The organism is Arthrobacter zhaoguopingii, assembly GCF_009828605.1.
GTDB classification, from domain to species: domain Bacteria; phylum Actinomycetota; class Actinomycetes; order Actinomycetales; family Micrococcaceae; genus Arthrobacter_D; species Arthrobacter_D zhaoguopingii.
This window is the reverse complement of the sequence record NZ_WIAE01000001.1, coordinates 358,335-380,285: the sequence shown is the minus strand read 5'-3', so window position 1 is coordinate 380,285 and position 21,951 is coordinate 358,335. Positions and strand designations below refer to the sequence as shown.

The window sequence follows — 21,951 nt, the reverse complement described above, 5'->3', positions numbered from 1 at the left end:
GAGTACCCACAGGGTGCCGTGCTCCACTCACCTACGGCCGGGGTGCAGGGATTCCGGGGGTCGGAGACGGGCGGGAGGAAGCCCTCACCGGTCCTGACTGTGCTGGAGTTCCTCGCGCCGGCTGATTCCGAGTTTCGCGAAGATCCGGTAGAGGTGCCCCTCGACGGTGCGCACCGAAACGTTCTGGCGCTCGGCGATGTCCCGGTTCGAGTAGCCTTCGGCGACGAGGGAGACGATGTCCTGCTCCCGCCGGGTCAGGCGGGCGCCGGGGGCGGAGCCGGCCGTCCCGACCGCGGGCTGGTCCGTGCGGGAGAGCACCGCCGTCAGACGGGTCTGCGCGCTTCGGGCTTTCTGACCGGCGCCCCGCGAGGTCCACAGCTCCGCCGCGAGCCGGAGGCAGGCTCCGGCCAGGGGGAGGTATCCCGCGTCCTCGGCCGTTGTGGCTGCCTCGGCCAGCCGCACGGGATCCGAGTCCCGCGCCGCCGCAGCGAAGGCGTTCAGGACTGCTCCCTCCCGGCCCTCAAAGTGCCCGGTCAGGGCGGCAAGGGGCGCGAAAGCCCCTGAATCTCCGAGCCGCGCTGCCTGTTCCAGCGCTGTCGCGGCCACTTCGAGCATGCCGTCGGCCGCGGCGCTGTCCGCGATCTGCCTCAGCTCGGCCGCCACCCCGTGGGGCTCGCCGAGCAGCGCGCCGGCAACGAGGGCGTAGATCCGTCCGGTGAGCCGCATCTGTCTGCTCCCCCGGTTGGGAACCGTCGTGTATTCGTCGATGAGCGCCCTGGCCCGCGCGGTGTCCGACGCCGCGGCGCAGGCGAAGGCGGCGAGCCCGGTGGCCATGGTGAGCACCTGGGTGACGTCCGATTCGCGGAGCCCCTCCACGGCGAGCAGGAGCCGGTCGCGGGCCGCGCCGGTTCGCCCGCTCCTCAGCGCGGCGATGCCCTCGAAGAGATCGGACCACCCGGCGAAATAGGAGGGGTTCCGTGAGGAGTGCCGTGCGTAGTTCTCGAAGACCGCGCGGGCGGAGCTCCACTCCCCCGCATGCACGAGGGACAGGATGTGCCGGGAGGCAACGAACTCCCGATAGGTCAGCAGCTGGTGATCCTCGGCGTCGATCAGGGCCAGGGCCTCGGCGGTGCAGGCCGCGCCCGACACCGGCCGTCCCGTAGAGGCGAGCAGTTCGCCGAGCAGTGCCAGGGCTCCGGTCCGGGTTTCGGCACTTCCATGCGCGCTCGCCACTGCCTCCCGCAGTGGCCTCTCGAGGCCGTGGAGCTTCCCCTCGAGCAGCAGGACGTAGCAGCGGAGCAGCCGCGCTCCGAGGTGGGAGGTTCCGGCGGCGGCCGTGAGCGCCCGGCTCCTGCCCGTCGACTCGATCGCCTGGATCAGGAAATCCCACTGGTCGATGTCCCTGCGCAGGTCCTCGGATGACTCTCCCAGACGGAGCCGGATATCGAAGGAAAGGAGGGTTGCTTCCTTCGCGACGAGCAGGTTGGTGCACCGGAGACGGGCTTCGTCGACGAGCTCCCTGGCATAGCCGAGGTTGCCGCGGGCGATCTGGGCGCGGGCGATTTCGACAAGTGCCCTGCCGCGGAGCCCGGGCGCCGAGACGGCCCGTGCCGCCCTCAGGGCGAAGCCGGGGTCATTGAGCCGGTTGGCGACAACGGCGGCCCGGAGCAGGCTCGGGTCGTCAGGGGGCACGCCGCAGTCGAGGCCCCAGGCCACACTGCGCAGGAATCCTTCGAGCGATTCGGTCCGGGGATCGAGGACCTCGAGGACGGCGCGGCGGATGGCCATGCTGCGGGCGGTCGGGACGGAGGTACGGAGGACTTCGCTGTAGAGCGGGTGGCTGAGGGAGACGAGGCGCTCGGGTGCCGGGCCCACAGTGATCAGCTGGTCGTCCTGGAGGTTCCGGACGCTGTCGGGATCGGCGCAGCGCGAAAGCGCCTTCAGGGCGATGGGCTCGGCCAGGGCGACCACTTCAAGGGCCGCCAGATCGGGAGCACTGCGTTGGCGCAGCTGGCTTTGGATCAGGTCCACGAGACGCAGGTCGACCGAGGGCTGGCCGACCATACGCCAGACGCCGTTGCGTTCGACGAGGTATCCCTGCCCGCGGCCCTGCGTCAGCAGCGTGAGCAGGAACAGGGGGTTTCCGCCCGTGGCGCCCGCGAGCAGGTTGCTTGTGCCTGTCAACACATTGCCGCCGAGGACCTGCCGGCACAGCTCGTCCACCGCCGAATCGTCAAGCGGTTCGAGATCGAACCGCATCAGGAGGCCGTCGCGGCTCAGGGCGAGGAATTCCGCGGGCGGGTGGGGTGCAGCCCTCGACAGGATGAGCAGCCGGGCCCGGCGGGCGCTGACCAGCTGCGCCAGCAGGGCGCAGGTGCTCTCGTCGAGCTCGTGCGCATCGTCGACGACGAAGAGTGGGAGGTGCGGGGACCGGCCCCTGGGCGCGGGGAGGTGTTTCATCAGGCTGCGCAGGATGGCCACGGGTGAACCCACCTCTTCGACCGACAGGCCCTGGAGGTACGGGGAGAGGGCGCCGAAGGGGATACGGCGCAGGGACGAGCCGCCGGTGATCGGGAAAACCTCGGCCGCCCCTCCGAGCTGCTGCACCACCGCGCGGGCGAGCGCGGTCTTGCCGACACCGGGTTCACCCACCACCATCGCGCCGAAGCCTGCCGGGTCGTGGAGCGCGGTGAGAATCCCGTCGATGATTTTCGACCGTCCGACGAGGGGGACGCCCTCCTGGATTCTCATCATGAATATCGGCTGTCCGTCTACTTGAAAATCAGGGCAAGCTGCTTGCGGCTTGAGAGACCGAGCTTCGTCAGGATCTGGTGAACGTGGCCTTCGACGGTCCGCACCGAGACGTGTTCGGCCTCGGCGATGACCTTATTGGACGCACCGCGGGCCACGAACCGTGCGATCTTCCTTTCCCTCTCGCTGAGGATCGTCCTGCTGCGCGCCGGCCTCCGGCCCGGTGCGGCGGCCCGGCGGAGGATCTGGTCCGCGTAGATGCCGATCATCGCGTCGCCGTCCTCGAGGAACTCGATGGCGCGCTCCGCCGCGTGGGCCGCGAGCCCATCATGCCCCGAATAGAGGGCGGCGCTGGCAGCGTCGAGAAGGACCTCGGAATTCCGTGCGGCGATCCCCTTGCCCAGCAGCTCCAGGACCCGGGCGAGGGGCCCCTCGCAGGTGGCCGCAGCGGCACACAGCCGCTCCACGAGCTCATCGGAGCCAAGCTGCACCGCCTGGGAGAGGAAAAGGAGTTCCTGACCCTTGTTGCCGGCGGCCGCGTTTGCCTCCGCCCGGGACCGCAGCAACTCCTGCGCCGCGCCGGGCCCGTCCAGCGCGGCCCCGGCGAGGATCCGGAAGTACTCGGCGCTGTCCCGGTAATGCCAGGAACGGCGTTCCGACTCCAGGTCGACAGCGTCCACGTGCTCCCGGGCCGCGGGCAGGTCCCCCCGGAGCGCGAGGACGTAGGCACCGGCGGCCTCCGCGAGGGGCAGCAGTCCGTGCCTGTCGCTGGCCCGCAGCTGGCTGATGGCCGGAACGAGCCGGTCCAGCGCGTCCTGGCTGCGGCCGGCGAAGGCGTGGAGCAGACCTTCGGTGAACTCCGAGGCCGAACCGTCGTAGATGCTTGCATCGGCGTCGCGTTCGGGGGCCTCCGCCATCGCCAGTGCCTCGTTCCAATACCCGGCAGCCAGCAGCGCGGTGAAGAGGTGCGTTCCGGCCCGCTCGATCTCGAGCGGGTCCCGCTCCGCCCCGACGAGCCGGGTGACAAGGGAACGGGCGGTTTCCACGGCGGCCTCCTGGCGGCCGGCCATGGCCAGTGCCGAGGCGAGCAGTCCCTGGAGTCGAGAGGTGGGCCGACCGTGCGCCGACCGCGCCTCGATCCGTCCGGGGAGGGACTCGGTGAGCCCGGCCGAGCGGCCCTCGAACAGTTCACGCTCCGCGGCGAAGTCCTCAAGCTGTTCCAGGAGGTCCTGCACCTCTTCTGCAGGGGCGGAGGACAGCCTCGCACCGGCCGCGTCGAGCAGCGGAGCCGTCTCGGTGTGCCGCTGGTGGCTTCGCATCGTCAGCTCCGCCTTCGTGAGCATCAGCTCCACCTCCAGCCGCAATCCGACCGGTGGAGCGTCGTCGCCGAGCAGGGGGTCGATGGTCGCCAGGGCGGCATCGACCCGGCGCTCCAGGGCCAGCGCGCGCGCCGTCGCAAGGACGGTCGCCGGGCCGCGCTCGGCGTCTGGCACCGCTGCGAGGAAGCTCAGTGCCGCCGACGGCTCGGACCGCAGGTTGGCCTCCCGCGCCGCCTCGACCAGCGCCGGGGCGTCGACCTGGATCCCGTTGTCGAGGCTCCACCGGATCAGGGACGCACGGCTCGGCCCGGGCATGGAGCTGTCGGTGCGCATGCCGTTGAGCGCTGCGAGCGCGGCGCGTCCCGGTACGGACACGAACTGGGAGCGCAGCGACTCGGCCAGCCCCTCGTCGGACACGCGCACCAGGGGAGGACCACCCTGTTCCGCCCAGAGGATGCCCTGCTCCTGCAGGGCATTGACCGGCTCCGGCGGGAACACCTTGAGCAGCAGGTCCAGGGGAACCACGCCGACGACGGCGACGGTTTCAAGCAGCGGACGCTGGTCCGGGGAGATCCGCTCGAGCTGGCCGGTGACGCACTCGGCCATCGGCTTGCCCGCACGGGCTCCGCCGCCGCCGCCGGAGACCCAGACCCCGTCGCTCAGGGCGAGGTGCCCCGATTCCACGTCGGCGAGGGTGATCGCCTGAAGGTACCGGGGGTTACCGCCGCTTGCCTGCCACAGCCCGAGGGCCACCGAGCGGGAGACGGGGCTGCCGAGCGCGGTGGTGAGCAGTTCGGTTGTCTCCTCGAGGTCGAGTGGCTGGACGTCGAGCCGGCGCACGACGTCGTCCTTCCACAGGTTGAAAAGCTCGAGCGGTGCACGCTGCATGTCCCCGCAGATACCCAGGACCCGGACCGATCCCGCGCGGACGAGGTGGGCGATGACCATCGCCGAAAAGTCGTCGAAGTCCTCGATATTGTCGAGGACCATCAGGGTGCGGGCGCCCTCGGTGCCGGGATGGAAGCGGCTCTGGAGTGAGCTCAGGAGCATGAGCGGGTTGGCCGAGGTTTCCTCGTCAAGCTGGGCAAGGACCATGCTGAGCACTCCGTAGGGGGTGTCCGCTATGGCCGTCGAGCCGCGCAGGTAGAGCACCTCGAAGTCCCGGGCAAGCTCACTGCTGACCCGGCGGGCAATGAGTGTCTTCCCCACCCCGGCCTGTCCGACGAGGACCACTCCGCCACCCGGGCCCTGCACGAGGGCATTCCGGGCATAGTCGATCTCCTCGGAACGCCCCACGAGGGGCCAACTGCTGTCCAGCCCCATCATGTGCAGCGCCCCATCGCGCTTTCCCCGGCCCCAACCGGCAGCCCCGGTTCGAAACCGGGACTGGTACCACAAGTCACCATTGAGTCCGCCCCGCAACGATTGTCTTGGAGCCTCACACTACCTCGCCGTGTGAGGAAAGCCACTGAAGCGGCGACCAAGGTTTAATGCTGTAGTGTTCGCCCCCGCGCCGCCGGGCCCCGTCCCGCGGGGCCCGGGGCCGGCGGCGGCGGGAACGGTGCTCATCCGGCAGGAGCGTGGAATTTCTGCTGCGCGGCAACGAGTCCGGTGCGGATCACGGCCTCGACGGCGTCTGCTGCATCCTCAAGGAGGAAGGGCAGTTCCTTCTTTTCCGCGGTGCCGAAGTCTTTGAGGACGAAGTCTGCGGTGTCCTGCCGGCCGGGAGGGCGCCCGACGCCGACCCGGACCCGGAGGTAGTCCTTCGTGCCCAGGGCCCTGCTGATGTCCCGGAGGCCGTTGTGCCCGCCCTCGCCTCCGCCGGCCTTGAGCCGGACCGTGTTAAAGGGAATGTCGATCTCGTCGTGCACCGCGAGCACCCGCTCGGCGGGGATTCCGTAGAATTTTGCCAGCGCGGAGACGGGTCCGCCGGAGAGGTTCATATAGGTCAGCGGTTTCATCAGGACCACGCGCGGGCCGCCGGGTCCAAGCCGTCCCTCGAGGGCCACTGCCTGCGTCCGGGTTGACCGGAACCGCCCGTTGAGGCGTGCTGCCAGGAGGTCAAGGACCATCGAACCCACATTGTGGCGGTTGCCGCTGTAGCCGGGCCCGGGGTTTCCGAGCCCGGCTACGAGCCATGCGTCAGTTGGCACAGCCGGGAAGGGCTAGCTGTCGTCTGAGGACGTTGCGCCTTCGGCGGAAGCCTCGGTGTCGGCAGAGGGGGTTTCGCTCTCGCCGAGGTCCTGGACCGTCGGCGCAGCGAGGTTGACGATGAGCGTCTCGGGGTCGACGAGCAGGCGGACGCCGGAAGGCAGCTGGATGTCGGAGGCGTGGATGTGCTCGCCGACCTGGCGGCCCTCGATGTTGACGGTGAGGCTTTCGGGCAGGTGGGTGGCCTCGGCCTCGACGAGCACGGTGTTGCTTTCGAGGTTGACGACGACCTCGGCGGCCGGCTCGCCCTCGATGTGGATAGTGACGTCGACTTCGACCTTCTCACCGCGGCGGACCGTCAGCAGGTCGATGTGCTCGATGATCTGCTTCAGCGGGTTGCGCTGGATGTCCTTTGCGAGGGCCAGGTGCTCGGTGCCGTCGACCTCGAGGGTCAGCAGGGCGTTGGGGGTGCGCACGGCGAGGGTAGTGGCCTTCGCGGGGAGCAGGACGTGGAGCGGATCCCCGCCGTGCCCGTAGATCACTGCGGGGATCTTGTTGGCGCGGCGGGCCTGGCGGGCCGCGCCCTTGCCGAATTCGCTGCGTACTTCTGCTGGGAGCTTCTGCTCTGACATGGGGTTCTCCTCATGGAACGCTGGATAGCTGGTGCGCCGGAGGCGGGGCCAGCCTGTGGACGTTGCCGGGGCGTTGAGGAGCGCGTCTAGAAACCGCTCACTGCTGGTGGAAGCACCAGCCGCTGAAAGTCGCTAGCCACCGTCGATCACGGAGTCCGCCCGATTTCTCGGGCCGCTCCCTCGCCTAGGCATCGCAGACTATCCTACAGCACCCCCGGAGCTCCCCTGACCCTCCCCGGGCGGAGGCCTGGACTGCCTCAGGTGCTGAGAATCCGCCGGGACGCCGCGGCCTCAAGGACACCGCGGTCGGGCCGCGCCAGGTCCAGCACCCCCACCACCCCGCGCGCCACTGCGGCCGACGCGATTTCGTTCTGATGGCCGTCGACGTGCTCCCGGTGGGCCGGGTCCCGCACCGCAAGGACGGGCATCTTGCCCAGGCTCATCAACTGGAGGATCGTTCCCACCCCGGCGTGGGTGACGACGACGTCGGCCGCTGCGGCGCACCGGCCCAGGTCGCCGAAACCCATCTCCTGATGCACGGTCCCCGGAAGGCCGGAACGCCGGGTGGAACCAAGCTGCCAGGTCAGCTCATCCCCGGGCTGGAGGATCGACAGCACCGCATCGACCGCCCGGTCGAACGAGTACGGCCGGATCGTCCCGAGGGTGACGAGGATTTTCCGCACCCGGGCAGGCTCCGTCCCGGAGGAGCAGGAGAAGGAATCCCAGATGGTGCCGGCGTAGGGCCAGCGGCGGGACCAGCCCTCGTACTGGGCATAGGTCCGTACCCGCGGCGCACGCTCGAGGATTCTGCCGGTGAAGGATGGAGCGGAGACCCGGGCGAGGCTTTCGACGTAGTAGGTGGGAATTCCGAACAGTGCCGCCAGGGGAAGCCCCGACACCGCCACGGCCGCCCCGGTGCTGATGCAGGCGTCGAAGGACTCACGGCGCAGGATCGACAGGATCCGGCGCGCCGCCCTGAGGGTGGCCGGCCCATCACGGGGCGCGACGTAGTCGACGAACTGGCTCCGCCGCGCACTCAGCATCGAGACCGTCTGCTGGGTTTCGAAGGTTACCCACAGCGAATCGTCCGACGCCTGAACGGTGCCGTCGATTCTCAGGAGTTCCGAGAGGTGCCCGCCGGCAGAGGACACCCACAGCACTTTGGCACCCCGCGGCAACATGTCGAATTCGATTGGCGCTCCCAGCCTCGTGCCCGGCATTTTCAGCCCATTGTGCCATTCGACACCGTATTGCGGCACTGCCGGTTCGGGTCACGCCGCTCCCGGGGCGTCAGCCCGCAAAGAAAGCCGGGCCGGAACGTCAAGGTTCCGGCCCGGCCACCTGCAGGTACTCCTGCCGAGGTTAAGGGTCGGCGGCGGCTGGGGATGAAGTCCTGGTCTCAAGAAGACTTCGACACCGCCGACCCGGTTCGGTGAAGCCGGCTCCTTCTCTGGGTTCCGACTTGTCAAAACTCTATGTCCCCCGGGAGGACGGCAACACAAGTAATCGCGCCCGAATTCCCCCGTTCTGCTACCTGTTCCCGGGCAGGGCACTACCTCATCGCCGAGGCTCCTACTCGGCAGGCCCTACTCCGGCCGGACGATCGATTCATACTCCGCCGTCAGCTCCTCGCGCCGGGTGATTCCGAGCTTCGCGTAGATGCGGTAGAGGTGACCCTCGACGGTCCGGGGAGAGACCGTCAGCGCGGCGGCGATCGCACGGTTCGATGCGCCGTCCAGGGCGAGGGAGGCGATCTCCCGCTCACGGGCGGTCAGCTTCGTCGGCTCCTCGGCGTCGCCCAGGAGCGCGAGTGAGCTGCCCTCGAGGCGCTGGCGCCGGCGCCGGGCCACCTGGAGCAGTTCGCGCTGGGTCCGGCGGTCCCCCGCGCCCGACAGCAGGCGCATGGCGCGGTAGGCGGCGTCGGCCGCCACCAGGTGCTTCTGGGAGAGTTCCGCCTTGTCCCCCGCCGCGGCCAGCCGCTCCGGCTCCCCGGAGACCACAGCGGCGGCGTATGCGTTGAGCACCGCCGCCTCACGGCCGTCCATCGTGCCGGTGAGCACCTCGAGCCGGACGGCCGACTTTTCGTCGCCCAGCGCCACGAGGATTTCGAGGATGTCCTTTTCGACGGCGGAGAGGCCGTTTCCGGCCGCCGCGGCGGCCAGCCCCTTCAGCCGGTCGAGGTGGTGCTCCCGGTTGGAGGAGGGCAGCAGGGCCGCGTGGGTGAAAGCCTGTCCCAGCAGCGCGAGAGGGCGGCTGCCCCGGTGGGCCTGTGTGGCGAATTCGGCCGTCAGCGCCTCGGCATGGCCCGTCCGGCCCAGCGCGCTGCAGGCGAGGGCGGCGACGGCGAGGGTGTACGGGAGCAGTAGTTCCTTGTCGGACCGGCGGAGCGCTTCGAGCGCAGGGCCCAGCTTTTCCATCCCCAGCCGGAACCTGCCCCGGCGCACCTCGAGCAGAGCATCAAGGGCGGCGAGCGCCCCGCCGGTGAAGGCGTAGTCGCGGGCCGGCCGGCGGGCATAGTCCTGGAGGGCCGCCTCGGCTTCGGCGAACTCCCCGGAGTGGATCAGCACCAGGAGGTGGCGGGTGAGGGTGAAGGCGTGGAAATCGTTGAACAGGCCGGGATCGGTGCGCACCAGGGCCAGTGCGGAGGCCGTCAGCGCCTTGGCCTCGGTTGCCCGGCCCGTCGCCCCGAGGGCCTCACCGAGCAGGGACTGGGCGAGGGCGAAGTTGAGTTCACCGGCGGCCTCATCCTGTCCGATCGCCCGGAGCCGCGTCTCGGCGTCGGCGTAGCGGCCCTCGAGGTTGTAGACAAAGCAGCGCAGCAGGTCGACCTCCGGGGGGTCCGCCGGAAAATCGTGCTTCGACTGAAGCACGGCGCTCCACCGGTCGGCCAGGGTATGGATGTCCTTCAGCGGCCTGCCCTGGAACAGCCGCAGGCGCACGGTGAGAACCGCTGCGGCGGCAAGCACCTCGACCTGCCCGGCGGCCTCCAGGGTTCCGCGCAGCAGGTCTTCGGCTTCGGGAAGGTGCATGCGGGCCAGTTCGACCCGCGCCCGCTCCACCCGAGCCGCGGTGGCGTGTTCCGGACCTGCCACCGCCGAGGCGAACCGGACCGAGGAGGACAGGTCGAAGTAGCGGTGGGCGAGACGGGCTCTCTCGATGAGCTCGGCGTCCGAAACCGTTTCCCCGCAGTCCAGGGCCCAGTTGAGGTGCCGGATCCTGCCAGGACCTACCGTGGGGATCGGGGTGGAACCGGCGGCCAGTTCGGCCCTGAGCACGGCGCTCCGTCCTGCCGGGACGAGTCCGCGCACGATCCTTCCGTAGAGCCGGTGGGTGGGAACCGCGAAGGCCGGATGGCCGGGCATGCTCATGATGAGCCCGGCCTCGAGGAGGTTTGGCACGGCTGTGGCATCGGTGATGCCGGAGAGTGCCGAGAAGGGCACAGGTTCTGCGAGGGCGAGCGCTTCGAAGGCCTTCCGTTCCTGCGGCGGCAGCCGCAGGCAGATGCCCCGCACGAGGTCGGCGAGGGAGGCGGGCACCCTCAGCTCCTCCCCTGACAGCTGCCATACCCCCGCGGTTTCGGTGAGCGCCCCATCGGCGAGGGACTGGTCGAGCAGGGTCCGCAGGAACAGCGGATTTCCGCCCGATTCCTCCCAGAGGCGCTCCCCGGTGCCGCGCACGAGTTCGCCGCCGAGCACTTTCGTGCACACCTCCGCCACCTCGGCCGCGTCGAGGGGCCCCACCTCGAAACGGGCGAGCAGTCCTTCCCTGCAGAGGGACACGAGTTCCTCGGAGACCGGTTCCTGCGGCCGCGAGAACGCGACAAGGCGCACGGTGCGGGAGGAGACGAGCTGGGAGAGCACGTGGCTGCTGTCGTCGTCGACCTCGTGGGCGTCGTCGACGACAAGCAGCACCGGGCGGCCCTTCGACTCCTCGCGGAAGAACGAGATCAGGATCCGCAGCACGGAGAGCGAGGACTCGATGTCGCGGGCTGTTGCCCGTCCCAGGAACGGGGCCAGCGCCGCGTAGGGTGCGTTGCTCAGGGCCGGACCCGGGTGGATCAGGAAGGAGGCCGCCGAGTGCAGGGTCCGCTCCACGAGGTGCCGGGCGAGCGCCGTCTTGCCCATCCCCGCTTCACCGAAGACGAACGCCCCGTGCAGGTCCGAGCGGGTCACTGCGTGCTCGAGGGCTTCGAGCAGGGGGTTCCGGCCGACGAGGTCCCCGTCCACCAGCGAAGCGGTGGTCCTCATGAGCGGGTTTCGGTGGGGATGAGCTCTCCAAGCTCGCTCCGGGTCGAGACGTTCAGTTTCGAGTACACCTGGTAGAGGTGGCCCTCGACCGTGCGCACCGAGACGAACATCTGTGCGGCGATCGCCTTGTTGCTCGCCCCCGCCGCCGCAAGCCGGGTCACCTCGCGTTCCCTGGCGGTGAGTCGTTCGAGGCCCGACCCGGCCGAGCTCCAGGCTGCGGCCTCGGGAAGGATCTCCCGGACCCGGCGCTGCAGCTGGCGGAGGGTGTTCTTCTCCCGCGTTCCGGCGGCGCTGCGGAGGGCGGCCTGGGCGGCGTCGGAGGCGAAGCGGCGGTCCCCCTGCGCGGAGGCGAGTTCGGCGGCCTGCACCAGCAGTTCGGCATCTCCGTTGCCCAGCCCCTTGGCGTAGAGCTCGCAGGTCCGGGCGAACGCCCCCTGGAGCGACGCGGACACCGCGGTCAGCGGATCGAGCGCCGTCCTGTCGCCGAGGCGCACGGCCCTGGACAGGGACAGGAGCGCCCACGCGCCGGTGCCGGCCCGGCGGTCAACCTCCCCGAGGGCGTGAAGGCCGCGGGCTGCCTCGGCCTTCACCTCAAGGAGCGAGGACACCAGGAGCTGAATGTGCCGGGACGCGCGCCGGACCTTCCACGGGCTTGCGGGGCCGGCCTCCGTCACCGGAAGGTGGGCGATTGCCTGTTCGAGGTTGCGCTCCTGGGCGTGGCAGTAGGTGATGCCGGCCGCGGCCAGGGGCAGGAGGCCCTGCGGGTCGCGGACGCGCAGCTGGTTGAGCGCGGGAGCGAGCAGTTCCAGGGCGGGACCGACCCTGCCCTGGAGTGCCTCGGCAACACCTTCGGCGACGGCGCCCCATGATCCGCGCCCGGCCTCCGGGCCTCCCCTCGGCAGTCCGGCGGCGGCCAGCATCCGTTCGCCCTCGGCGCCCGAGCCGGCGAGCCGGTACACCTCCCCGATCTGCTGGACGGCGAAGGTCCGGGTGGTCCTGCTGATGCCCGGTCCTCCGAGGCGGCGGGCGAGGTCGGCGGCCAGTTCCATTGCCTCGAGCTGCCGGGCGGTCATCGCCCAGGCTTCGCACAGCCAGCCCTCGACGCGCGCCCGGAACTCGGCGTCGAGTCCGTCGTCGGAGGCGAGGACCGCCGGAAGCTCCGCCGCGTTGCGCAGGAACCTGCCGTCCCAGGAGGCCTGCTCGGCGCGGGCCAGCAGCGCCTCCTTGCGCAGTTCCGCGGCCTCCGGCAGGGGCTGCTCCCCGGTGAGTTCGTCGTCGGCCCGGTCGAGGAGGGCCGCGCTGCCGGGCTGGCCGAGGTGACGGAGGATGCGCGCCTGCAGCAGGCGCAGCCGGAAGAGGTCGGCACCGGCGGGGCTCTCCGGGCGGCCCGCCAGGGCTGCCGCGGTCGAGGCGGCCTGTTCGAAATCCCCCTGCCCGAGGTCGGCGATGACCGACTCGAGCACCAGGGCGGCGGGTGCGGAGCGGCCTTTTCCGCTTGCCGCAATCTCCGCGGCCGCCGCGAAGTCGCCGGCGCGGTTGGCCGAGCGGGCGCCGGCCAGGGCGACCTCCGGAGGCAGCGGGATTCCGGCGTGGAGCAGCCACAGGGCATGCCGGGTCGGTTCGGCCTCGAGGACCGCCTCGAAGCCCGGCAGGGAGGCGAAATCGGCGTAGAGCGCCCCGGCCTCCTCCGCGGGAACACTTTCGGCGACGGCGTCGGCCAGGGCGGGTGCGGTGCAGCGTGCGGCCGGCGCCGGCCCGTGGTCGACGCTGATCACGCGCGCCTCCTGCACGGTGTCGAGGTCTTCCGGGCTGAACCGCTGGAGCGCCATCGGCCAGGGCAGGTGGCCGGCCAGGGCGGTCAGGCGTACGATCCTGCGCTGTTCGCGGCTCAGCTCGGGCAGGGCCGATCCGGCTTCCGCGAGTTCCTCGCCCAGGACCAGCCGGCCGGGCAGCAGCACCCAGGAGGCGTTGCTCCGGGCGAGGAGGTTGCGCCGGGCCATCCCCCGCAGCGCCGTGCGGAGGACCCTCGGGTTGCCGGCGCTGAACTCCCACAGCGCCTGCAGGCATTCCTGGGATGCCGGCGCCCCCAGTTCGGCCTCGACGAAGCGGGTCGATTCGTCGAAGGTCAGCGGCGGAACGTCGAAACGCTGGAGCGAACCGTCGCACCACATGGCCATGAAGGCGGCGTCGGCGAGGGCGAAATCCTTGACGGCCAGCAGGACGCGCGCGTCGCCGTTCTGGACGAGCTGGCTGATGACCCCGGAGGAGGCGGCGTCGAGCTGCTCGGCATTGTCGACCGCGATGATGACCGACTCGCCACGGGCATGACGCCGCAGCGCCGCGCTCAGCGCCTGGAGGACCATCACCGGATTGCCGAGCACCTCCCGTTCCACCTCGGAGAGCAGGAAGCTCAGGGCTCGGTAGGGGATGCGCCGGGAGGCGGCCGATCCCCGCACGTTGACGATATGGACCCCGGACCCCGACTGGAGGACCTGCTGCAGGAGCGCCGTCTTGCCGACCCCCGTCCCGCCGACGAGGACGGCTCCCGAGGATCCCTGCCGGCGGAGGGCCGTGTTGATCCCGGCGAGCAGTTCGGTGCGCCCGATGAAGAAGCTGCCGGGCAGCAGCGGGGTCATTTCGGGCCGCCCTGGCTGATCGGCGCGCGGACCGGCGTGTCATGACGCGAATAAATCACTCTGTGAGACCGCATTGAGACCAACTTCTTCCCCGGGCTGTGAGTTCTCCTGATACACAGCCTAGAAACGAGTGGGCCCGCGGACACGAGTGGTCACTACGGATTTCTCCGCGAAGCTACCTGTTTTGGTGCGGCAGATGCGTGCACGCCTACTCAGTTGGCCGTCGCTCACTACCTAGCATCGGGGCCTCCGGGCCCTTTACCCTACTGGGGTGGAGCCGGTCCGCCCCACCTAGGTTGAGGGAATCCTACCGTCCCGCAGCAGACTCAGGCGATCCCGTCGAAGAGGCTCGTAACGGATCCGTCGTCGAACACCTCCCGGATCGCACGGGCGATCAGCGGCGCAATGGAAAGCACCGTCAGCTGCGGGAAGCGTTTCTCGGCGGGAATCGGCAGGGTGTTGGTGACAACCACTTCCCGCGCGCCCGACTCGGCGAGCCGGCGCGATGCCGGTTCGGAGAAGACAGCGTGCGTGGCGGCGATGATAACATCCTTGGCGCCGGCATTCTTCAGCACCTGCACGGCTCCGGAGATCGTTCCTCCGGTGTCGATCATGTCGTCGATGAGCACGCAGGTGCGTCCCTCGATCTGGCCGACGACCTGCTTGGACACGGCCTGGTTGGGCACCGTGAGGTCCCGGCTCTTGTGGACGAACGCCAGCGGTGCTCCGCCGAGCCGTTCGGCCCACTGCTCGGCCACCCGCACCCGCCCGGTGTCCGGCGAGACCACCGTGACATTGTCTGCATCGACGCGGGAGCGGATGTATTCGGCAAGCAGCGGAATCGCCATCAGGTGGTCCACCGGACCGTCGAAGAACCCCTGGATCTGTGAGGTGTGAAGGTCGACCGACATCAGCCGGTTGGCTCCGGCCGTCTTGTAGAGGTCGGCAACCAGGCGCGCCGAGATGGGCTCGCGGCCCCGGCCCTTCTTGTCCTGGCGGGCATAGGGATAGAACGGGGATACAACGGTGATCCGCTTGGCGGAGGCCCGCTTCAGCGAATCGACCATGATCAGCTGCTCCATCAGCCAGTTGTTCAGCGGGGCCGGATGCGCCTGGATCACGAAGACGTCGGTGCCGCGCACGCTCTCCCCCGACCGGACATAGATCTCCCCGTTGGCGAAGTCGTAGGCGGAGACGGGCAGGAGTTCGGTGCCAAGCTCCGCGGCGATCTCCTCCGCGAGTTCGGGGTGGGCGCGCCCGGAGGCCAGGACCAGCTTCTTCTCGCCGTGTGCCGTGATTTCGCTCATGCCTGGCTGCTCTCTTCTGTTGGTGTCGCCACTGTGCCGGGGGTGGTGCTGGTGGAGGAAGGGCCGGTGGCCGCGGCGTCGGAAGCAGGGACACCGGCCGATGCCGAGGCGGCACGTGCGGAGGCGGTGCCCGGCCGCTTCGCGCCGACCCACCCTTCGGCGTTGCGCTGCGGGGCGATGCTCAGGGCCAGGGCACCGGCGGGGACGTCCTTGCGGATCACCGCCCCGGCTCCCGTGTAGGCGCCGTCACCGACGGTGACGGGCGCGACGAAGACGGTGTTCGAGCTCGTGCGCACATGGGAGCCGATGACGGTGCGGTGCTTGTTCACGCCGTCGTAATTGGCCGTGATGTTTCCGCAGCCGATGTTCGTGTAGTCGCCGATCTCGGCGTCGCCGGCGTAGCCCAGGTGGGACAGCTTCGAGCCGCGCCCGATGGTGACATTCTTGGTCTCGTAGAAGGCCCCGATCTTGCCTTCCTCACCGAGCACCGTGCCGGGGCGCAGGTAGGTGAAGGGGCCGACGGAGGCGCCGGCACCGATCCGGGCGCCGCTTCCATGGGTGCGCACCACCGAGGCGTCCTCACCGACGAGAACGTCGGTGAGGGTGGTGTCGGGACCCACCACCGCACCGCGTTCGAGCCGGGTTGACCCGTGGAGCTGGGTGCCCGGCAGGATGGTGGTGTCCTCGCTGAGCACGGCCGTGGCGTCGATCCAGGTCGTTGCCGGGTCGATGATGCTCACTCCGGCCCGCATCCACGCGGTGACGATCCGCCGGTTCAGCTCGGCGCCCAGGCTCGCCAGCTGCACGCGGTCATTGACCCCCTCGACCTGCCAGCGGTCCTCCGAGACGACCGCGGCGACCCGGCCCCCCGCGGCACGGCAGAGGCCGAGGACATCGGTCAGGTACATCTCGCCCTGGGCGTTGTCGGCACCGACCTGCCCCAGGGCGGTGCGGAGGAGCCCGGCGTCGAAGGCGTAGATTCCGGAGTTGATCTCGCGGATCGCGCGCTCGACGTCGGTGGCGTCCTTGTGCTCGACAATGGCCGTGACCGTGCCGTCGGCTCCGCGCAGGATCCTGCCGTAGCCGTCAGCGTTGTCGAGGACCGCCGTCAGGACGGTCACCGCGTTCGCTCCTGTCCGGTGCTCGGCCAGGAGGTTTTTCAGCGTTGCGGGGGTGAGCAGCGGCACGTCACCGTAGGTGACGACGACTGTGCCCTCGAGGGGGGCTCCCTGGCGGGCGTCGAGCGCCTCGAGGGCGACCTGGACGGCCCTGCCGGTGCCCGGGATCTCGTCCTGGTCCACGAGCAGCGCGTCGGGGTCCAGGGCGGCGATGTGGCCGGCGACGAGGTCGCGTTCGTGGCGGACCACCACGGCCAGCGCCTCCGGTCCGAGTGCACGGGCCGCGGCGAGGGCATGGCCCACGAGGGAGAGACCGCCCAGCGGGTGCAGGACCTTCGGGGTCCTCGACTTCATCCGGGTGCCTGCTCCGGCAGCGAGGACGATCACTGCGGCCGGTGGGGAGGATTCCAATGGTGCCGTCGCAGCAGCGGCGTCCTGATGGCTCACGAAGAAGCGCTCCTACCTGTTGGGGGTGTGACCGGCGGGTGGCCACCCGGTCATAGTACCGGGCCGTTTCCACCGTTCCGCCCATAGGATTCGAACCTATACTCCGCAGCTCCAAAGGCTGGGGTGCTGCCATTACACCAGGGCGGACCATGCGCGCCCTGCCGTACGGCAGCACGTGCACACGGTTATCAAGTCTGCCACGAACGGAATCCATCGGCGACCCGGCCCGGTCCGTAGGATGGAGGGGTGAGCCAGCCTTCAGCACCCGGCGACGGGGCCGTCCGACCCCGCATGACGGGCGCCCAGCGGCGCGCCCAGCTCATCGACGTCGGCCGGGCGCTGTTCGCACTTCGGGGCCTCGACGGGACCACGATCGAGGAGATCGCCGCGGCGGCAGGGGTGTCCAAACCGGTGATCTATGAGCACTTCGGCAGCAAGGAAGGCCTTTACACCCAGGTGGTCGACGTCGAGTTCCACATCCTGCTGCGCAGCGTTACCACCGCACTCGCCGGCGATGCCGGGTCGCGGGAGCTGCTTGAGCGCGCCGCACTTGCGCTCCTCGACTACATCGAGAACAGCACCGACGGTTTCCGCATTCTCATGCGCGACGCCGCCCCGTCCCAGCCCGAGGGCGCCTTTTCGACCCTGCTGTCCCGGATCGCCGCACGGGTCGAGCACATCATGGCGGCCGAGTTTGAGAAGCGCGGATATCTGCCCCAGGACGGTGCCATCTATGCCCAGATGCTTGTCGGGATGGTGGCGATGACCGGCCAGTGGTGGCTCGACGCGCGCCAGCCGGACAAGCGGACCGTGGCGGCGCACCTTGTAAACCTCGCGTGGAACGGGCTCAGCGGGCTGTCGATCGATCCGCAGCTGCGCAGCGCCTGAGGTTCCCGCCCGGGTACCTCCGCGGGACGTGGAATCTGATGGGCACTCCTGATCGAACCGGGCACCCGACCTGGCCGGGGCGCATGATCGAACCGGGGCGCATGATCGAACCGGGACTCCTGATCGAACCGGGACTCCTGATCGAACCGGGACACCTGATCGAACCGGCGGCCCCGGAACCGACCGGCACAGGCCGGTGGCGGCCCTGCCCGCCGGCACGCGGGGCCGGGTGTCAGAAGAGGATGATCAGCAGGACGATGACCACGATGACGGCAAGGCCCGTACCGAGGCCCACCCGGCGGCCGGTTGCCGGCCGCGTGTCCTGCTTCCTGCGCCGGCCATGGACTGCGTTTCCACTGTTGCTGCTCATGGCTCCTACGGTAGGACCGGCTTCTCCCACCAACCACAGTAGTAACTACTCGTTCCACTCCGGGAGGTACTCGGAGAAGGCATCTCCTGCGGCCGCCGGGGACCGGTGCTAAGTTACCCCCATGTCCAACGAACCTGCCGAGGAAGGTCCCGGGCGCAGGCCGGGGACCCCGGACGATCGGCGGCGGGAGCCGGCGCTCCACCCCGCTCCGCCGCGGCCGGGACTCGCCCGGAGCACTCCCGCGCCGATAGTTGCCACGGTGCCGGCGCCGGGCCCGGTAGGGGCCGCCCGGTCCCTCTGGCTCGCGAGCTTCGCCGCCGGGATCGTGGCGGCCCTTCTTGCGTTCCTCAACCGCCGGTCCCAGCTGGACCGGCTGCGCGAGGCGGCGGCCGGAATCGGGACCGAACGTGATCCGATGACCCTTGACACTGTTGCCTCGGTGGCGTGGTGGGGCGGGCTGGGCGTGTTCCTCGTGCTCATCGGCATCGAGGCGCTCCTGCTCGCCGTCCTGCTGCACCGGCGCGGCTGGCCGCGGTGGGTACTGCTGGCGCTCCTGCCCGTGCACCTCGCGGTGCTGGCCGCAGGCGGCTCGATACTTGCCCCTCCGGGCACGGAGACCTACTTCATTCTGCTCCTGGTGGCGCAGGCTCTGCTCGGCGCTGCGGCGCTGGCCGCAAGCCTGCTCCCCCGCGCCAACGCGTGGTTCCGTCACGGCTGAAACCGGTCAGTTACGGCCCGCGGGCCCTGCTCCGCGGGCCGGGACGCAGGGGCTCAGAGAGGGGCTGCCGGCTCCTGGGTAGTGTCGGCAAGCAACGCCTCGCAGCTGCGGATCACCGTCTGGCAGAGATCCAGGGCACTCCTGTCGGTCAGCGGGTTTTCGGCCACCGCGCGCCAGCGGCGCAGCTGGAGCACCGCCTCGGCCCGCACCTGATCCGCCGGCGTGTCCCGCCGCAGTCCCAGCCTGCGCGCAGGTGCCACCCCGCTGCCCCCGATGAGCCGCTCCGCGTCGGCCGCCAGGTCCGGCGCGAGGGGCACCCCGGCGGTGTGGAGCACCCCGAGGAGGCGCAGCTCCCGGTACTCATGGGCACCGGCAAGGATCCGCTCAATCGACGCGGCCAGCGCGGCGGTGCCGGGCCGGGGCCGGGCACGCACGAGCGCGTCGACGCCGATCAGGACGTTTCGAGCCTTGAGCTGGGCCGCCCGGGCCTGGAACTGGCCCGAGAGCGCACGGAGGACGTCGTCGAGGCCGCTCCGCCGGGCCAGTTCGCGGGCCAGGACCGTCGGCTCGCCGATGCCCCCGCCGAGCAGCACACACGCGAGCCGGACCCCGAACAGGCCGAACCGTTCAAGCAGCGCGGCACGCTCCCCCACGGGAACGCCTCCCGGTGCGTCCGCCCGGACGAACCGGTCGGCCGAGAGGAGGAGTCGCTCGCGGTCCCTGCGCTCGAGCCGTGCAAGCGCCGCGAGGGCGGCGAACTCGCTCTGGCGCAGGGTCCGCGCGCTCTGGGCGAGGAGGCCGGCAACGGGGACGACGCCCAGGGCCAGGCGCCGCAGGCCGGCGTCGTTCCGGTAGCGTGCGGCCACCTCGCGGGCAGCCAGCAGCGCATCGATCCGGCCCGCTCCGACCTCGTCGGCGCGAGAGAGGACCGCCAGCGCGTTGACCGTGCCTGACTGTCCCGCCGCGGTGTCCTGAAAGGACTCAAGGAAGCCGAGGTCACTCGCATGGAGGTGGCGCATGAGGTAGATCAGGGCGTCGGCCTCCGACGGCGCGTCGCCCGGGGTGAGGAACCCCACCGAGCGCGCGGAAACCTCCCGCGACAGCGACGCGATCCCGGGGGTGTCGATGAGCGTGAGCTCCCGCAGGGCCCGGGCCGGCCATTCCACCACGAGCCGGTCCACCTCGTCGGCTGGGGTCCCGCCGAGGTCGAGCTGCAGCCGGCCCTCCACCCGGCGCACGGGCAGTGACCGCGGGGGACCGTTCAGCGGGTGCAGGGTCACCCGGGGGGTGTCCCCGTGGCGGTACCAGGTGATGACCCGGGTGCATTCCCCAGTGTCGGTGGGGGCGATCTCTTCGCCGATCACCGCATTGAGGAGGGTTGATTTGCCCGCCTTGACCATCCCGGCGACGGCGACGCGGAGCGGTTCGCGCAGCCGCCGGTCATAGCCGGAGAGCACGGCCAGCGCCGCAGGGTCAGCCCCGTACACCTCCTGGGCGTCCCGGACGAGCGCAGCCACCGCGGCGCCCACGCCGTCGGTCACGGCCGGGCCGCCGCGGGGTCACCTTCCAGTGCGCGGGCCTGGGCGTGCAGGGCGTCGACGCGCTTCATTTCGGCCCGGATCTGCTGTATCCGCTGCTCCCGTTCGAGGGCGTAGGTGGCTGCGGCCTTCTGCGCCGCCGCCACCGAATCGCCCAGCGAACGGTGATGCTCTTCGGCGATCTCGGAGAAGTGGTCGCGGGTGGCGCGCTGGATCAGGCGCAGCCGGTCCTTGAGTTCCTTCCCCACCTGGAAGACGACGTCGTCGATCTGCCGCCGCACGAGCGCCTTCGCCTCGCCCTGCCGGCGCTTGAGCCGCGCCTCCTTGTCCTCCCGGTAGGCCTTGCGTCCCAGCAGGAGCCCGGCTCCCACCGAGAAGGGGTTGATCAGGGACATGCCCACGATGCCGGTGAGCAGCCCGAACATCAGGACGCCGCCGTAGGATCCGCGCATGCCGATCAGGACCTTCTGCAGGGGGCCCACCCTGCCCGGGTCGAGCGTCGGCACCTTCTCGACGGGACTCAGGACGTCCTGGGTATCGGAGACCGAAAGCACCGGCAGCCGCACCTCGTCCTGCTGGAAATGCTCGGCGACCTGCTCGGCCAGCCACGCGGAGCGTTCACTGGTCCAGACGAAGGTATCGGACACCGCCGAGGCGACCCGCTGCTCGAGCCACTGGGCGAACTGGTCCCAGGTCGGCCCCGGGTCCCCTTCGTCGATCGCCTGCTCCGCTTCGCGCTGGATCCTGCGCAGCCGGTCGCGCAGGTCGTACTCCATGTCGGCGATGAGGTCGCTGATGCCGTCGTTGAGGGTGACCTGCCACCGGGCCGACCGCCGGCGCTGCTCATCGGCGCGCTCCTTGGCGGCCTCAAGCCCGGCGATCATCAGCGGGCTCCGTTCGGGGTCCTCGAGCGCGCCGAGTTCCGACGTCAGCGACAGACGCAGGTGCTCGGTGATCGAGAGCAGATCCTGGGCGACGGAGCGGCGTTGGAGCCTTTCGGCGGAGCCGAGGATGTCCTGGCGCAGGTAGGCCACCAGCGCAGGGAAACCCGACTCCGCATTCAGTTCGTTGTCCTTGAGCCGGGCCGCGTGCAGGCGAAGGTCGGAGGACACCGGGATCAGCGGGATCCCGGGGCGCACCCGGTCGAGGTGGGCCCGGTCGAGTTCGGCGACCCGCCGCCACTGCGGGTAGAGGTCGGTCTTGGTCAGGACGCAGCCGATATTTGGGGAAACCCGCAGGGCCTGGCGCAGGAAGCGGATTTCCGGTTCGGTGTATTCCTGGGAGGCGTCGGAGACCAGCAGCATCGCATCGGCCGTCGGCAGCGCGGTGAGCGTCGTCAGCGAGTGGGCCGAATCGAGGCCGCCGACCCCGGGCGAATCGACGAGGGAAAGCCCACCGGTCAGGACCTTGCGCGGAAGGGCAACCTCGGCAGCCGCCAGCCGGCGCTCGTTGCCGGGGTTGCCCTTCTCCGAGACGTAGGAGGCGATGTCGGCAAGGTCGACCGGCTGCCGCTCCAGCGCCGGCCCGCCGTCAGCCGCCGGGTCGGCGTCCCGGGGCACCACGAGGACGGCCGAGGGCTGCTCGCCGTAGCGCACCACGGTCGGCACCGAGGTGGCGATGTCATCATCCACCGGACACACGGGCGCATTCACCAAAGCGTTGATGAGCTGGCTCTTGCCCTGTTTGAACTCTCCGACGACGATCACTCGAATGTTTGCGTCGAGGAGGCGGCCGCGGGTCGATTCGAGACGGCGGCGCAGATCCGCCCTGTCTCCGGCCTGCACCAGTTCGATGCCGCGCTCCACAAGTTGAACCAGCTCGGCCACAGG

General features: G+C 70.3%; 14 protein-coding genes and 1 tRNA gene. 2 read left to right on the top strand and 13 right to left on the bottom strand.

Features of this window, described 5'->3' with window-relative positions; translation table 11 throughout:
- Positions 1–84 precede the first annotated feature (84 nt).
- The 10 genes from GVV77_RS01695 to GVV77_RS01650 form a co-directional block, all read right to left on the bottom strand.
- The gene (locus tag GVV77_RS01695) at positions 85–2,754 is read right to left on the bottom strand and encodes a helix-turn-helix transcriptional regulator (RefSeq protein WP_159615763.1); all 2,670 of its coding nucleotides are present in this window, start codon (positions 2,752–2,754) and stop codon (positions 85–87) included.
- A 17-nt stretch (positions 2,755–2,771) separates the two neighbouring features.
- Positions 2,772–5,396 carry a LuxR family transcriptional regulator gene (locus GVV77_RS01690; RefSeq protein ID WP_159615761.1) on the bottom strand — a complete coding sequence of 875 codons (2,625 nt, stop codon included), beginning with the start codon at positions 5,394–5,396 and terminating at the stop codon, positions 2,772–2,774.
- 239 nt (positions 5,397–5,635) lie between these two features.
- Entirely contained in the window at positions 5,636–6,223 is a 588-nt protein-coding gene (gene pth, locus GVV77_RS01685; protein WP_120166877.1) for an aminoacyl-tRNA hydrolase, read from the bottom strand.
- Between the two features lie 12 nt (positions 6,224–6,235).
- Positions 6,236–6,853: a 50S ribosomal protein L25/general stress protein Ctc gene (locus GVV77_RS01680; protein ID WP_159615759.1), complete on the bottom strand. Its 618-nt coding sequence runs from the start codon at positions 6,851–6,853 to the stop codon at positions 6,236–6,238.
- A gap of 257 nt (positions 6,854–7,110) precedes the next feature.
- On the bottom strand, positions 7,111–8,004 hold the full coding sequence (locus GVV77_RS01675) for a glycosyltransferase (protein ID WP_159615757.1): 894 nt from the start codon (positions 8,002–8,004) through the stop codon (positions 7,111–7,113).
- A 435-nt stretch (positions 8,005–8,439) separates the two neighbouring features.
- Positions 8,440–11,100 carry a helix-turn-helix transcriptional regulator gene (locus GVV77_RS01670; RefSeq protein ID WP_159615755.1) on the bottom strand — a complete coding sequence of 887 codons (2,661 nt, stop codon included), beginning with the start codon at positions 11,098–11,100 and terminating at the stop codon, positions 8,440–8,442.
- Entirely contained in the window at positions 11,097–13,736 is a 2,640-nt protein-coding gene (locus tag GVV77_RS01665) for a LuxR family transcriptional regulator (RefSeq protein ID WP_159615753.1), read from the bottom strand. The genes GVV77_RS01670 and GVV77_RS01665 overlap by 4 nt, the downstream gene beginning before the upstream one ends.
- Before the next feature lie 326 nt (positions 13,737–14,062).
- Positions 14,063–15,043 (bottom strand): ribose-phosphate diphosphokinase, encoded by a 981-nt coding sequence (locus GVV77_RS01660; protein ID WP_120166887.1) that lies wholly within the window; start codon positions 15,041–15,043, stop codon positions 14,063–14,065.
- The gene (glmU, locus tag GVV77_RS01655; RefSeq protein ID WP_159615752.1) at positions 15,040–16,608 is read right to left on the bottom strand and encodes a bifunctional UDP-N-acetylglucosamine diphosphorylase/glucosamine-1-phosphate N-acetyltransferase GlmU; all 1,569 of its coding nucleotides are present in this window, start codon (positions 16,606–16,608) and stop codon (positions 15,040–15,042) included. Before glmU ends, GVV77_RS01660 begins: the two co-directional genes overlap by 4 nt.
- Before the next feature lie 75 nt (positions 16,609–16,683).
- A tRNA-Gln gene (locus tag GVV77_RS01650) sits at positions 16,684–16,755 on the bottom strand.
- A gap of 144 nt (positions 16,756–16,899) precedes the next feature.
- Here GVV77_RS01650 and GVV77_RS01645 point away from each other — a divergent pair.
- Positions 16,900–17,496, top strand: coding sequence for a TetR/AcrR family transcriptional regulator (locus GVV77_RS01645; RefSeq protein WP_120167315.1), 597 nt, complete (start codon positions 16,900–16,902; stop codon positions 17,494–17,496).
- A gap of 232 nt (positions 17,497–17,728) precedes the next feature.
- Here GVV77_RS01645 and GVV77_RS01640 read toward each other — a convergent pair whose 3' ends face one another.
- On the bottom strand, positions 17,729–17,866 hold the full coding sequence (locus GVV77_RS01640) for a hypothetical protein (protein WP_159615750.1): 138 nt from the start codon (positions 17,864–17,866) through the stop codon (positions 17,729–17,731).
- A gap of 121 nt (positions 17,867–17,987) precedes the next feature.
- Here GVV77_RS01640 and GVV77_RS01635 point away from each other — a divergent pair, with 121 nt between their 5' ends.
- Positions 17,988–18,584 (top strand): hypothetical protein, encoded by a 597-nt coding sequence (locus GVV77_RS01635; protein WP_159615748.1) that lies wholly within the window; start codon positions 17,988–17,990, stop codon positions 18,582–18,584.
- A gap of 53 nt (positions 18,585–18,637) precedes the next feature.
- Here GVV77_RS01635 and GVV77_RS01630 read toward each other — a convergent pair whose 3' ends face one another.
- Positions 18,638–20,125, bottom strand: coding sequence for a dynamin family protein (locus GVV77_RS01630; RefSeq protein WP_159615746.1), 1,488 nt, complete (start codon positions 20,123–20,125; stop codon positions 18,638–18,640).
- Positions 20,122–21,948, bottom strand: coding sequence for a dynamin family protein (locus tag GVV77_RS01625; protein ID WP_159615744.1), 1,827 nt, complete (start codon positions 21,946–21,948; stop codon positions 20,122–20,124). The genes GVV77_RS01630 and GVV77_RS01625 overlap by 4 nt, the downstream gene beginning before the upstream one ends.
- Positions 21,949–21,951: the final 3 nt, after the last annotated feature.

What these genes read in the sequence shown, in the direction of transcription:
- GVV77_RS01695 (WP_159615763.1), bottom strand. Translation starts at nt 2,754, where the DNA reads ATGATGAGAATCCAGGAGGGCGTCCCCCTCGTCGGACGGTCGAAAATC.
- GVV77_RS01690 (WP_159615761.1), bottom strand. Translation starts at nt 5,396, where the DNA reads ATGATGGGGCTGGACAGCAGTTGGCCCCTCGTGGGGCGTTCCGAGGAG.
- GVV77_RS01680 (WP_159615759.1), bottom strand. Translation starts at nt 6,853, where the DNA reads ATGTCAGAGCAGAAGCTCCCAGCAGAAGTACGCAGCGAATTCGGCAAG.
- GVV77_RS01670 (WP_159615755.1), bottom strand. Translation starts at nt 11,100, where the DNA reads ATGAGGACCACCGCTTCGCTGGTGGACGGGGACCTCGTCGGCCGGAAC.
- GVV77_RS01665 (WP_159615753.1), bottom strand. Translation starts at nt 13,736, where the DNA reads ATGACCCCGCTGCTGCCCGGCAGCTTCTTCATCGGGCGCACCGAACTG.
- GVV77_RS01660 (WP_120166887.1), bottom strand. Translation starts at nt 15,043, where the DNA reads ATGAGCGAAATCACGGCACACGGCGAGAAGAAGCTGGTCCTGGCCTCC.
- GVV77_RS01645 (WP_120167315.1), top strand. Translation starts at nt 16,900, where the DNA reads ATGACGGGCGCCCAGCGGCGCGCCCAGCTCATCGACGTCGGCCGGGCG.
- GVV77_RS01640 (WP_159615750.1), bottom strand. Translation starts at nt 17,866, where the DNA reads ATGAGCAGCAACAGTGGAAACGCAGTCCATGGCCGGCGCAGGAAGCAG.
- GVV77_RS01635 (WP_159615748.1), top strand. Translation starts at nt 17,988, where the DNA reads ATGTCCAACGAACCTGCCGAGGAAGGTCCCGGGCGCAGGCCGGGGACC.